The following is a 12,714-nucleotide window of genomic DNA, read 5'->3' as shown; positions in this document are numbered from 1 at the left end:
GGGGGTGACGCCGTACGACGTCACCCCCCGGCCCCGGAGGACTACGCCAGCACCTCCGCCAGCACCTCCGCCAGCACCCGCGCCGCCCGCTCCACGTCCGCGAAGCCGACGTACAGCGGGGTGAAGCCGAACCGGAGCACGTCCGGGTGGCGGAAGTCCCCGACCACACCCCGCTCGATCAGCCGCTTCATCACGTCCCCGGCGTCCGGGCAGCGCAGGGCGATCTGGCTGCCCCGCTCCCCGTGCGCACGCGGCGTCACGCACTCGACCCTGCCCTCGGGGACGTACGTCCCGACGCACTCCAGGAAGAAGTCCGTCAGCGCGAGGGACTTGGCGCGCACCGCCTCGACCGTCACCCCGTCCCAGACCCCGAGCGCCGCCTCCAGGGCGAGCATGGAGAGGATGTCCGGGGTGCCGACCCGCCCGCGCACCGCGCCCGCCGCCGGCTCGTACCCCGAGCGCATCCCGAAGGGCTCGACGTGCGAGTTCCACCCGGGCAACGGGGAGTCGAAGCGGTCCTGGAGGTCCGCGCGCACGTACAGGAACGCCGGTGAACCGGGCCCGCCGTTCAGGTACTTGTAGGTGCAGCCGACCGCCAGGTCCACGCCGTGCTCGTCCAGGCCGACCGGCAGCGCGCCCGCGCTGTGGCACAGGTCCCAGACCACCACCGCCCCCGCCGCGTGCACGGCGGCCGTCAGCGACGGCAGGTCGTGCAGCCGGCCGGTGCGGTAGTCGACGTGGTTGAGCAGCACGGCGGCCGTACGGTCACCGAGCGCGCCCGGCACCTCGGACGGGGCCACCGGACGCAGCGTGCACCCGGTCATCCGGGCCGCCGACTCGGCGATGTAGCCGTCCGTGGGAAAGGTGGTCGCGTCGACCACGATCTCGTCCCGCGCCGCATCGCCCGACCGGGCCAGCCGTACCGCGCCCACCAGCGCCTTGAACACGTTGACGCTGGTCGAGTCGCCGACCACGATCTGCCCGGCCGCGGCGCCGACCAGCGGAGCGATCCGGTCACCGATCCGTTCCGGCGCCGTCCACCAGCCGCCCTCGGTCCAGGACCGGATCCGCAGCTCGCCCCACTGCCGGCGCACCACGTCCTCGACCCGGCCGGGTACGGCGACGGGCAGCGCGCCCAGCGAGTTGCCGTCGAGGTAGACCACGTCGTCGAGGACGAACTCGGCCCGCTTGGCGGCCAGTTCGTCGGAGGCGTCCAGCTTCTCCGTCTTCGTCGAAAGCTCAGACATAGGACCTTGCCGTCCACAGCTCGGGGAACACGCTCTTCTGCGCCCGCTTCTCCAGCCAGGCCACCCCGGCGGAGCCTCCCGTACCGGCCTTGGCGCCCATCGCGCGGCGGGTGGCGACCAGGTGGTCGTTGCGCCATCGCCACACCAGTTCGGCGACATCGGTCAGCGCCTCACCGAGACGGGCGACCTCGTCCCGCTCGTCGCCCGCGTAGACGGCCGTCCAGACCGCCTCCACCTCCGCCGACGGCTCGTGCTTCCGTGACACGTCGCGCCGCAGCACGTCCTGAGGGATGGCGTGCCCGCGCCGGGCGAGCAGCCGCAGCACCTCGTCGTACAGGCTCGGCTCGTGCAGCGCCTTCTCCAGCTCGGCGTGCACGCGCGGCGCTCCCCGGTGCGGGACCAGCATGGACGCCGACTTGTCGCCGAGCAGGAACTCCATGCGCCGGTACATCGCCGACTGGAAGCCGGAGCCCTCGCCGAGGGCGCCGCGGTAGGAGTTGAACTGCGCCGGGGTGAGTCCGCTCAGCGGCTTCCAGGAGGCGTTCAGCGCCTCCAGCTCCCGTACGGACCGCTTCAGCGCGTCGACCGCGACCGGGACGTCGTCCTGGCGCAGCGCCTTCGCCGCGGTCTCCCACTCGTGGACGATGACGGTGAACCACAGCTCCATGACCTGGGTGGTGACCAGGAAGACCATCTCTCCGGGATCGTCGGAGAGGGTGTGCTGCAAGTGGGTGAGGACATCGGCCTTGACGTAGTCCTCGTAGGGGGTCGTCCCCTCGAAGTCGAGATGCGGGGTCTCGGGCTGCTCGTGAGCCTCGTGGGACATCGCTGTCTCCTGTACATGTACTCCGGGTAGCGGTCCGCCCCTGCCGTTACCGGCACGGGGGCCCCGGTCCCCACGGTGCATCCTGCGCAATCGTCCCCCACGACCGCAAGGCCCGCCCGCTCACGGACGGGCCCCGGAGACATCACAGGTCAGCCGGTCAGCCCAGGACCTGGGCCGCCGTCGGCGAGGAGTCCTTCAGGAACTGGGAGCAGCGCTCGTGCTCCTCCTGCTCACCGATCGACTGCGCGGCGCGGGCGAGGGCGTGCAGGGCGCGCAGGAAGCCGCGGTTGGGCTCGTGCTCCCACGGCACCGGGCCGTGGCCCTTCCAGCCGTTGCGGCGCAGCGCGTCCAGTCCGCGGTGGTAGCCCGTACGGGCGTACGCGTACGACTCCACGACGCTGCCCCGCTCGAAGGCCTCGTCGGCCAGCCGGGCCCAGGCCAGCGACGAGGTGGGGTAACGGGCGGCGACGTCGGCGGGCGTGGCGCCGGAGGCGAGCAGTTCGCGCGGGCCCGGGTCGTCGGGGAGGTGGGTCGGGGGCGGGCCCCCGAGGAGGTTCTCGTGAATCGACATGGGTCCAGTCTCGTACATCAGCGGGGCCGGCTGCCGTCCTCCTCCCCCGCCTCCAGCGGGGGCACCGCCACGCTGCCGTGGGTGTGGCACTCGGGGTGCTTGCAGTCGGGTGCCGGGCGGCGTACGGTCGCCCACGCGATGGCGGATCCCACCACCAGGACGGCCGCGCACAGCACCATCGCCCGCCGGAACGCGTCGTCGAAGGCGTCGGGGAGCCGGTACGCCTCCGGGCCCATCCCGGCGAGCAGCGGCAGCGCGGCCACCGCGACCAGACCGGCCGCGCGGGCGGCGGCGTTGTTGATGCCGCTGGCCAGGCCCGCCCGCGTGGTGTCCACGGAGGCGAGGACCGTCGCGGTGAGCGGCGCGACCAGGGTGACCATGCCGAGGCCGAGCACCAGCAGCGCGGGCAGCACCTCGGCGGCGTACGAGGCACCGGGCCCGACGCGCAGCATCAGCAGCATCCCGGCGGCGCACAGCAGCGGTCCGACGGTGAGCGGGACGCGCGGGCCGATCCGGTCGCCCAGCTCGCCCGAGCGGGCGGAGAGCAGCAGCATCAGGGCGGTCGTGGGCAGCAGCGCCGTACCGGCGGCGAGGGCGGACCAGCCGACGACGACCTGGAGCTGGAGCGCGGCGAGGAAGAAGAACCCGCCGAACGCCGCGTACACGCACAGCGTGACCACGTTGACCGCCGAGAACTGGCGGGAGGCGAAGATGTCGAGCGGCATCATCGGGTGCGGGCGGCGCTTCTCGACGAGGACGAAGGCGACCGCGGCGGCCAGTCCGGCGACGGCGGAGACGGCGACCACGAGGGACCCCTCGTCGGCCTCGATCAGCGCGTACGTCACCAGGGCGAGGGCGATCGCGCCGAGCGCGGCGCCGAGGACGTCGAAGCGGCCCTCGGCCTTCCCGCCCGCCGACTCCGGCACGTGGCGCACGGCGATGGGGGCGCAGAGCAGGGCGAGCGGCACGTTGAGCAGGAACACCCAGCGCCAGCCGGGCCCGTCGACCAGCCAGCCGCCGACGAACGGGCCGACGGCCGCGCCGATGCCGCCGAAGCCGGACCACAGGCCGACCGCGCGGCCCCGGTCGTCGGGGTGGAAGGATGCCTGGATGAGGGCGAGGGAGCCGGGGGTGAGCAGCGCCCCGCCGACGCCCTGGAGGGCGCGGGCGGCGATGAGGACGCCGGCGTTCGGGGCGATGCCGCACAGCAGGGAGGCCGCCGCGAACCACAGCACGCCGACGACGAACACCTTCCGCCGTCCGAAGCGGTCGCCCAGCGCCCCGCCGAGCAGGATCAGCCCGGCCAGCGTGACCATGTAGGCGTTGACGGTCCACTGGAGTGCGGCGAGGTCGGCGTCGAGGTCGCGGCCGATGCGCGGGAGGGCGACGTTGACCACGGTCGAGTCCAGCAGGGCCATGCTGGAGCCGAGGACCGTGGTGAGCAGGATCCACTTGCCCTGCGGGGAGGACAGCCGGACGTCGGGCATGCGGCGAGCATACGGAAGAGCCCGGCACCGCGTGCGGTACCGGGCTCACACTCCAAGAGGTGTCACTTGAGGCGGGTGCCCGTGGAGCGCAGGTTCCGGCAGGCCTCCACGACGCGGGCCGACATGGACGCCTCGGCCAGCTTGCCCCAGGTGCGCGGGTCGTAGGTCTTCTTGTCGCCGACCTCGCCGTCGACCTTCAGGACGCCGTCGTAGTTGCGGAACATGTGGTCGGCGACCGGACGCGTGAACGCGTACTGGGTGTCGGTGTCGATGTTCATCTTCACGACGCCGTTCTCCAGCGCGGTGAGGATCTCCTCCTCGGTGGAGCCCGAGCCGCCGTGGAAGACGAAGTCGAACGGCTGGGAGCCGGCCGGCTTGCCGTACTTGGCGGCGACGCCCTCGTTGAGCTCCTTCAGCAGCTCGGGACGGAGGACGACGTTGCCCGGCTTGTACACGCCGTGCACGTTGCCGAAGGACGCGGCGAGCAGGTAGCGGCCCTTGTCGCCGAGGCCGAGGGCCTCGGCGGTGCGGACCGCGTCGTCGACCGTGGTGTAGAGGGAGTCGTTGATCTCGTGCGTGACGCCGTCCTCCTCGCCGCCGGTCGGGGTGATCTCGACCTCCAGGACGATCTTCGCGGCGCGGGCGCGCTCGAGGAGTTCCTGGGCGATGGAGAGGTTGTCGGCGAGGGTCTCCGCGGAGCCGTCCCACATGTGGGACTGGAACAGCGGGTTGCGGCCGGCCTTGACGCGCTCCTCGGACAGCGCGAGCAGCGGGCGGACGTACCCGTCGAGCTTGTCCTTCGGGCAGTGGTCGGTGTGCAGGGCGATGTTGACGTCGTACTTCTCGGCGACGATGTGCGCGAACTCGGCGAGCGCGACCGCGCCGGTCACCATCTCCTTCTTGTGCTGGCCGCCCAGGAACTCGGCGCCGCCCGTCGAGATCTGGACGATGCCGTCGCTCTCCGCCTCGGCGAAGCCGCGCAGTGCCGCGTGCAGGGTCTGGGACGAGGTGACGTTGATGGCCGGGTAGGCGAACTTCTCCGCCTTCGCCCGGTCGAGCATCTCGTTGTAGACCTCGGGAGTTGCGATGGGCATCTGTCCGCTCCTTATGCGTGCGGTGTGGCGTACTGCGTACGGTCGGCCCTGACCTGGAACCTTGGATGCGACGTCATTGTCGGGGCCATCTTCCCAGACTTGTCCGGCCGGTCGACGGCGCAGGTCAAGTCGTTATGCGGCGGGATGCCGGACCCGGCGGGCCGGCGCGGCCTCAGTCGAGGCCGAGCTCGTCCTTGTCGTAGGCGAACAGGTACGGCACCCCGGCGCCCTCCTGGATCTTCTCGGCGGCGCCGGTCGCCCGGTCGACGATCGTCGCGACGGCCACGACCTCCGCGCCGGCCTCGCGCACGGCCTCGACGGCGGTGAGCGGGGAGCCACCGGTGGTGGAGGTGTCCTCGACGACGAGGACGCGGCGGCCCTTGATGTCCGGGCCCTCGACGCGCCGCTGCAGCCCGTGCGCCTTGGCGGCCTTGCGGACGACGAAGGCGTCCAGCCTCCGGCCGCGTGCGGCGGCGGCGTGCAGCATGCTCGCCGCCACCGGGTCGGCGCCCATGGTCAGCCCGCCCACCGCGTCGAACTCCAGCTCCGCGGTCAGGTCCAGCAGCACCTGCCCGACCAGCGGGGCGGCCTCGCCGTCGAGGGTGATGCGGCGCAGGTCGACGTAGTAGTCGGCCTCCAGACCGGAGGAGAGGGTCACCTTGCCGTGCACCACGGCCTTGTCCTTGATCTGCTGCAGCAGCGCGCCGCGTACTTCGCTCATGACAGCCAGCTTAGAGGCGGGTCCAGGTCCAGGTCGTCGAGGCCTCCAGCGGCTCCAGCGGGGTGACCAGGCGCGGGTGGGTGTTCAGCCCGTTCGGCGGCCCGGTCTGCGGCTCCACGCACACGGCCTCGCGCTGCTCGTCGTAGACCACGACCCACTCCTCGCGGCTGGTCACCTTCAGCTCCAGCCGCCCCGGCCAGGTGAGGGTGACGTCGACGCCGCCGGGCATCCCGAAGCAGTCGTCCCACGGCCCGGGCCTCGGGTCGACGCGCCGCCCGGTCGGCAGATGGTCGTCCCCGCGCTCCTCCTGCCAGGCGGGCGCGAAGTCGATCTCCACGTCCTCGCCGCCGCCGAGGCTGCGGTTGAACCACGGGTGCCAGCCGATCTGCGCCGGGAAGGACGACTCGTACGTCTCCACGCTCATCGTCAGCGTCAGGGAGTCCCCGGTCAGCGCGATCTGCTGGGTGACGCGCCCGGAGTACGGCCACGGCTCGACGAGGTCGTACGTCATCACGGCCTCGTCGGTGCTCGTACGGGCGGTGTGCCAGGCGGCGTCGCGGGCGGTGCCGTGGATGGCGTTCGGCGGGGCGTTGAGCGGCATCTGGTGCACGGCCGCGCCGTCCCGGAACCGCCCGTCCCGGATCCGTCCGCACCAGGGCACCATCGGGAAGCACCCGAACCGCTCCCCCTGCCGCAACAGCTCGACGCCTCCGACCCGCAGTCCTCCGACCCGCCCGCCGTTCCCCGGCAGCACGGTCACCTCCGCGTCACCCGCGGTCAGCGTGATGTCTCCGTTACTCACGCGACGACCCTACTGGGACGATCAAGAGCGCGCCGTCGACCGCGGGCGGTCGCGCCACTGGGCGGGGCCCGATCTCGCTCACCGGCGCTCGCCGGGCGCCGCTGCGCCCACCCGTGCCGCCCCAGCGGCACGACTGCCCGCAGCTACGGCGTTCCCGCGGACACACGACTGCCCGCAGCTACGGCGTTCCCGCGGACACACGCCTGCCCGCGACTACGACGCTCCCGCGGGCATGCGACTGCCGCAGCTACGGCGTTCCCGCGGGCAGTCGTGCCGCAGGGCGGCACGGGTGGGCGCGACGGCACCCCGCAAACGCCGGGCTGCGTAACCCCCACCACCTCAGCGACGTCGACGGAGCGCTCTGATCGCGACGACCGCCGAGGCCACCGCCAGCGCCGCCGCCGGCGCGGCCCACCGCAGGGGCGTGCCGGAGGCGACGGTCTGCGGTGCGGGAACGGGCGCGTAGCGCCCGCGCGGCGGGGCGTGGTCCACCTCCTCCGCACTGCGGCCGATCATCGTCCGCCGGGCATGCGCCGCCTCGGCGACGGAGTCGTCGTCCCCCTCGTCGAGGGAGGACGGCGGAACCTCCACGTCGAAGACGGACGACGACGGCGACGGCGGCGGCGGCGCGTCGTCCGCGTCCGGCGTGGTGTCGAAGTCGGTCGTCGCCTGCGGTTCGAAGTCCCCCGTCGACAACAGCTCGGGCGACTCCGGCTCACCCGATCCCCGCTCCGCCGCGTCGACCCCCAGATTCTCCGCGAAGCGGTTCAGCAGGCGGGCCACCGCGGAGGCCACCGCGTCCGCCGGAAAGTCCTTGACCCGGCCGTCGGCCGTCGCCGTCCCCTCGATCGTGAGAGCGGTACCGCCCTCCACGGACCGCAGCCGCAACCGCAGCGCGAGCTTCACCGAGCCGCTGCCGCGGGCCTCCGCCGCATCACCCTCGACGGCATAGGAGCCGTCGTCCCGCGCGGACACCCGCACGGCCCCCCGATAGGTGACGGAGTGGCCGCCCACGCGGATCTTCAGCCGTCCGGCGACGGGATCCGCCCCGGCGTCGTGCTGGAGCCCGGGCACCGCCCGGGCGACCCGCGCGGGGTCGTCCAGCACCTCCCTGAGCCGCTCCGCCTCGGCCGGAACGAACACCTCGTGCTCCATGACTGCGGAGCCTACCCACGCGGCGGCGGACCGCACCCCCGTCGACGGGAAGTCGCGGCGCGTCGGCACGGAACGTAGTAAAGGGGTTCAGCCGGTGTACCGGGGGTGCACCAGCGTGGACGGCGGCAGACCGGTGACCCGGGTGCGCTCCGCCGCCCGGACGTCCGCCGCGAGGGAGGCGTCGGTGAGCGTGCGCGGACGCGGCCCGGCGGGGTCGAGACGTGGTTCCGGAACGTTCCGGGCGGCCAGTACGAACCCCCAGTCGCGGTGGACGTGGGCGGTGGCCGTGGCCCCCCGGTCGGGCCCGGCGGCGAAACCGGCCCGCCGGCCGCTCACCCGGTACGCGGCGGTACGGAGTCCCGCCGCGCGGAGCGTCGAGTCCACCGTCCAGAAGTCGCGGGGCCGGGTCGCCACCGCACCCCCGTGCACCACGAGCCGCCCGCCGGGCGCCAGCACCCGCCGGGCCAGCCCGTAGAACTCCTGCGAGTACAGCTTCGTACTCGCGGTGATCCCGGGATGCGGCAGATCCGAGACGACGACGTCGTACGCCGCCCGGGGCGCCCCGCGCAGCCAGTCGAAGGCGTCCGCGGTGGTCACCCGTACGCGTGGATCGTCGAGGGCGTGCGCGTTCAGCGCGGACAGCGCCGGGTCGCGGCGGGCCAGCCGCACCACGCCCGCGTCGATCTCGACGACGTCGACCCGGCGCGCACCGGTGTGGCGCAGCACCTCGCGGACGGCCAGCCCGTCACCGCCGCCGAGGACGAGCACGCGCGCGTGCGGCCCGTGCATGGCGGGGTGCACCAGCGCCTCGTGGTACCGGAGTTCGTCCCGGCCGCTGACCCGCAGCCGCCCGTCGAGGAACAGGTTCAGGGGCCGCCCGTCCCGCCCGCCGGTGAGCAGCACCTCCTGGACGTCCGTCCGCAGGGCCACCCGTACGTCGGAGCCGTACATGGCGTGCCGGGCGGCCCGTTCGAAGTCGTCGACGAGGACGGCGGCCGAGGCGAGGACCGCGAGCACGCACACGTTGGCGGTGACCAGCAGCCGGCGGGCGCGCCGGGTGAGGTCCTGCCGGAACAGCCCGAGCACCAGCGCCCCGCCCACGACCGCGTTGACGGCCCCCGTGATCAGCGCGCCGGTCAACTGGCCGAGCAGCGGCAGGAGGAGGAAGGGGAAGGCGAGCCCGCCGACGAGCGCGCCGACGTAGTCCGCGGCGGACAGGTCGGCGACCGCGCCGCCCGCGTCCTGCCGGCGGATCCGCTGGATCAGCTCCATCAGCAGCGGCACCTCGGCCCCGATCAGCAGCCCGGTGGCGAGGGAGAAGGCGACCAGCAGCGCGCGCGGGCCGCTCGCCCACACGCCGCCCCAGTCACCCGTCCAGGCGAACACGGCGTACAGCGCCATCGCACTGCACCCGCCGACGAGGGCGAGGGCCGCCTCGACGGCGCCGAACCCGGCCGCCGCGTGCCGCCGCAGCCGTTTCGCGGCGAGGGAGCCGATGCCCATCGCGAAGACCATCACGGACAGCACGACGGACGTCTGGGCGACCGAGTCACCCATCAAGTACGTGGCCAGCGCGACCAGTTCCAGCTCGTACACGAGTCCGCAGGCCGCACAGACGAACACGCCCGCGAGGACCAGGAACCTCCCCGTGCCCTGCCGCACCGGCAGCCGCAGCGCGCTCCCCGCGTCACCGCCGGGGCCGCCCGGCCCGTCCCAGGACTGCGCGGAGCCGGGCGGTGCGGGGGCCTGCGGTTCGATCACTCCAGCGACGTTACGTTACGCCTCCACCGCACAACGTCACCCACACGTGTGGTCTTTGTTTACGCCTGCCCGATATTGGTACGGGCGACGGCTTCCACGGTCCCGGCCCTGGGCTCCCGTCCGGTCTCACACCGCCGACCTCACCCGCATCCCCACCCTCGTCCGCGTCGCCACGAGCTGCCCGTCCTGCGGGTAGGCGTGCCAGGTCCGCCAGTGCACCTGGCCCTCATGGCTCTGGGCGAGCATCGCCGTGAACGCGTGCGGACTGCCGGGGAAGACCCCGGCGAGGCCCTGCGGATGGTCGGAGACCAGGGCCAGCAACTCCTGGGCGCGGCCCGCGAAGGATCCCGGGGAGAGCATCTCCACCCGGGCGGCGAACTCGTACTCCCAGTCGTCCACCCGCTTGGCCACGCCCAGCGGAAGCGGCGTACTACTGCCCGGAATACACGCCACCGTTTCCGAGCAGAGGCCCCACTCCTCCTCGAGCAGCACCTGGTGGGACGCGCCGAGCAGTCTCAACTGAACCTTTCTTCCGGCCAGTTCGAGATCGAGGGTGGCCAGCGCGGGAAGCGGCTCGCTTCCCAGGGCCCAGGCGAGGTCGGCCGCGCGCGTGTCGGAATAGGAGGTGTTCAGGGTCGTGAGCATGGATCGGCTCCGCTGGCACACAAGGAGAGGAAGACAGGAGGTCGCGCACCCCGGTCGCGCCGGGGGACTCGGCCCGTCAGCCCGGTCGCCCGGCCGGAAGAAGGATCCGCGGGGAGCCCGAGGGCTGCGTCGGTGATTTATAGGCAATCATGAACTGTGGTGCCACCACAGCGTTTTTACCCAACTTCGTGGCCTTTCCATCCCCTGGGGGGCTCCCCAGCTCAACTGTTCAACCTCGGCGTGCGCCCCGAGGTGACGGCGTACGCCGGTGAACCGCGCCCCGGGAACGGCACAGCGGGGCCCGCCCCAGGTGCGGACCCCGCTGTCGCGGATACGTCATCCCCCGATGCGGAGGCGGGCTGCCCCGTGTCAGCCGCCTCCTCCACCGCATCCGCCGCCCCCGCAGGACGACCCGCCTCCGCAGGACGAGCCACCACCGCAGGACGATCCCCCGCCGCTGCCTCCGCCGTCGCCCGTCCACCAGCTGTCGCGGCCCCTGCCGCGACGGACGGCGCCCACCCGCCGCGCGGGCCTGCGCGCCGCGCTCACGACCGCGATCAGCAGCCCGAGAAGCACCACCAGGATGATGCCGATGACCATGGCGTCACCCTCCTTTCGTTCCCCCGTGATCCCCCGAAGCGGCCCCCCGTGGGCGCCTCGCTCACGCGTGTGACCGGGAGATGCCCTCCACCCGTGCGGCCCAAAGCAGAGTTGAGGAACTTCTGAGGGTCCTGTCGGAGAAACCACTTCTGACCTGCGTGAAAGGGAAGTCCGGGGACCGTTCGGATCACACCGGGCCGGTCCGTGGCCTCCGCCGTTGGGGTGGGACATGTGGCCCCGCCCGGCACGACGGGTTATCCATCCGTGCGGGTGTCCCGAGATGCCCGCGTGCCGAAGAGAACGGAGAATCCCTCATGCGCGTTGCCCTGCGCCTGGTCGTCCCGGTCCTGCTCGCCACCGCCGGCGCGATGGCCGCGACGGCTCCCGCCACCGCGGTGGCCGACCCCGCCGCGGTGGTCGCCTGCCTGACCGAAGCTCCCGCCGCCGCCACCGCGCTCGTCGACCCGACGGTCCTCAGCGACCCGGCGGCCCTCCTCGCCCCGGCCGAGCTGCCCGGGGTGTCGTGCCTCGCCCCCTGACCCGCCCTCCCGGCGGACACCCACCCGCGAAGGCGGGTTGAGGAACCCCGGGGCTTCGGCGCAGGATGACCGCCATGACCTCCAGCGCGCGCCCTCTCCTGAACCGCCGGCTCGCCGAGTTCGGAACGACGATCTTCGCCGAGATGTCCGCCCTGGCCCTGCGGACCGGATCCATCAACCTGGGCCAGGGCTTCCCCGACACCGACGGCCCCGAGGAGGTCAGGGAGGCCGCCGTACGGGCCCTGCGGGACGGCCGCGGCAACCAGTACCCGCCGGGCCCCGGCATCCCCGAACTGCGCACCGCCGTCGCCGCGCACCAGCGACGCCGTTACGGCCTCTCGTACGACCCCGACACCGAGGTCCTGGTCACCGCCGGCGCCACGGAGGCCATCGCGGCCGCCCTGCTCGCGCTGCTGGAGCCCGGCGACGAGGTGATCGCCCTGGAGCCGTACTACGACTCCTACGCGGCCTGCGTCGCCATGGCCGGCGGCCGGCGCGTCCCCGTCACCCTCCGCCCCCACGAGGGCCGCTTCCGCCTCGACCTGGACGAACTGCGCGACGCCGTCACCGACCGCACCCGCCTGCTCCTGATCAACACCCCGCACAACCCGACCGGCACGGTCCTCACCCGCGAGGAGCTGACGGCGATCGCCGAGCTGGCGGTGGAACGCGACCTGCTCGTCGTCACGGACGAGGTCTACGAACACCTGGTCTTCGACGACGCCGAACACATCCCCCTGGCCACCTTCCCGGGCATGCGCGACCGCACGGTGACCATCTCCAGCAGCGGCAAGACGTTCTCGTTCACCGGCTGGAAGGTCGGCTGGATCACGGCACCCCCGGAACTGGTCACGGCCGTCCGCTCGGCCAAGCAGTTCCTCACCTACGTCTCCGCCGGCCCCTTCCAGTACGCGATCGCCGAAGCCCTCGCCCTCCCCGAGTCGTACTTCACCGGACTCCGGGACGACCTGCGGTCCAAGCGCGACGTCCTGGCGGCCGGCCTGGAGGAAGCGGGCCTCACGGTCCACCGCCCCTCCGGCACCTACTTCATCACCGCCGACATCCGCCCCCTGGGCGAAACCGACGGCATCACCTTCTGCCGCGCCCTCCCGGAACGCGCGGGCGTCGTCGCCATCCCCACGTCGGTCTTCTACGACCACCACGAGATGGGCGCCCCCTTCGTCCGCTTCGCGTTCTGCAAGAAGCAGTCCGTGTTGGAGGAGGCCGCCCGCCGTCTCAAGGCCGCCGGAGCCCGCTGAACGAGAA

13 protein-coding genes are annotated in these 12,714 nt (G+C 73.0%); 2 read left to right on the top strand and 11 right to left on the bottom strand.

Annotated elements, in window-relative coordinates; all coding sequences use genetic code 11:
• Positions 1 to 41: 41 nt before the first annotated feature.
• The 11 genes from kynU to ACZ62B_RS09045 all read right to left on the bottom strand — a co-directional run bounded on the left by kynU (position 42) and on the right by ACZ62B_RS09045 (position 10,909).
• Positions 42 to 1,247, bottom strand: a complete 1,206-nt coding sequence (kynU, locus tag ACZ62B_RS09095; protein WP_469689575.1) for a kynureninase — start codon at positions 1,245 to 1,247, stop codon at positions 42 to 44.
• On the bottom strand, positions 1,240 to 2,073 hold the full coding sequence (locus tag ACZ62B_RS09090) for a tryptophan 2,3-dioxygenase family protein (protein WP_344559836.1): 834 nt from the start codon (positions 2,071 to 2,073) through the stop codon (positions 1,240 to 1,242). Before ACZ62B_RS09090 ends, kynU begins: the two co-directional genes overlap by 8 nt.
• Before the next feature lie 157 nt (positions 2,074 to 2,230).
• Positions 2,231 to 2,644, bottom strand: a complete 414-nt coding sequence (locus ACZ62B_RS09085; RefSeq protein WP_344559837.1) for a DUF3151 domain-containing protein — start codon at positions 2,642 to 2,644, stop codon at positions 2,231 to 2,233.
• Between the two features lie 17 nt (positions 2,645 to 2,661).
• A complete protein-coding gene (locus tag ACZ62B_RS09080) occupies positions 2,662 to 4,131 on the bottom strand; it encodes an MFS transporter (RefSeq protein ID WP_344559838.1) in 1,470 nt (489 codons plus the stop codon).
• Positions 4,132 to 4,193: 62 nt separating this feature from the next.
• Entirely contained in the window at positions 4,194 to 5,225 is a 1,032-nt protein-coding gene (gene fbaA / locus ACZ62B_RS09075) for a class II fructose-bisphosphate aldolase (protein WP_344559839.1), read from the bottom strand.
• Between the two features lie 172 nt (positions 5,226 to 5,397).
• Positions 5,398 to 5,946: an orotate phosphoribosyltransferase gene (pyrE, locus tag ACZ62B_RS09070; protein ID WP_344559840.1), complete on the bottom strand. Its 549-nt coding sequence runs from the start codon at positions 5,944 to 5,946 to the stop codon at positions 5,398 to 5,400.
• A 10-nt stretch (positions 5,947 to 5,956) separates the two neighbouring features.
• Positions 5,957 to 6,748, bottom strand: coding sequence for an aldose epimerase family protein (locus tag ACZ62B_RS09065; RefSeq protein WP_469689570.1), 792 nt, complete (start codon positions 6,746 to 6,748; stop codon positions 5,957 to 5,959).
• 339 nt (positions 6,749 to 7,087) lie between these two features.
• Positions 7,088 to 7,903, bottom strand: coding sequence for an SRPBCC domain-containing protein (locus ACZ62B_RS09060; RefSeq protein WP_469689568.1), 816 nt, complete (start codon positions 7,901 to 7,903; stop codon positions 7,088 to 7,090).
• Between the two features lie 87 nt (positions 7,904 to 7,990).
• Positions 7,991 to 9,664, bottom strand: a complete 1,674-nt coding sequence (locus ACZ62B_RS09055) for a polyamine aminopropyltransferase (protein ID WP_344559843.1) — start codon at positions 9,662 to 9,664, stop codon at positions 7,991 to 7,993.
• A 126-nt stretch (positions 9,665 to 9,790) separates the two neighbouring features.
• Positions 9,791 to 10,309: a DUF2617 family protein gene (locus ACZ62B_RS09050; protein ID WP_344559844.1), complete on the bottom strand. Its 519-nt coding sequence runs from the start codon at positions 10,307 to 10,309 to the stop codon at positions 9,791 to 9,793.
• Between the two features lie 369 nt (positions 10,310 to 10,678).
• On the bottom strand, positions 10,679 to 10,909 hold the full coding sequence (locus ACZ62B_RS09045; protein WP_344559845.1) for a hypothetical protein: 231 nt from the start codon (positions 10,907 to 10,909) through the stop codon (positions 10,679 to 10,681).
• Positions 10,910 to 11,223: 314 nt separating this feature from the next.
• Between ACZ62B_RS09045 and ACZ62B_RS09040 the strand changes: the two genes are divergently transcribed.
• The gene (locus ACZ62B_RS09040) at positions 11,224 to 11,448 is read left to right on the top strand and encodes a hypothetical protein (protein ID WP_469689565.1); all 225 of its coding nucleotides are present in this window, start codon (positions 11,224 to 11,226) and stop codon (positions 11,446 to 11,448) included.
• A 65-nt stretch (positions 11,449 to 11,513) separates the two neighbouring features.
• On the top strand, positions 11,514 to 12,707 hold the full coding sequence (locus ACZ62B_RS09035) for a pyridoxal phosphate-dependent aminotransferase (protein WP_468727325.1): 1,194 nt from the start codon (positions 11,514 to 11,516) through the stop codon (positions 12,705 to 12,707).
• Positions 12,708 to 12,714 lie beyond the last annotated feature (7 nt).

The organism is Streptomyces sp. NPDC053426 (genome assembly GCF_055585405.1).
This window is presented reverse-complemented; position numbering and strand designations above follow the sequence as displayed.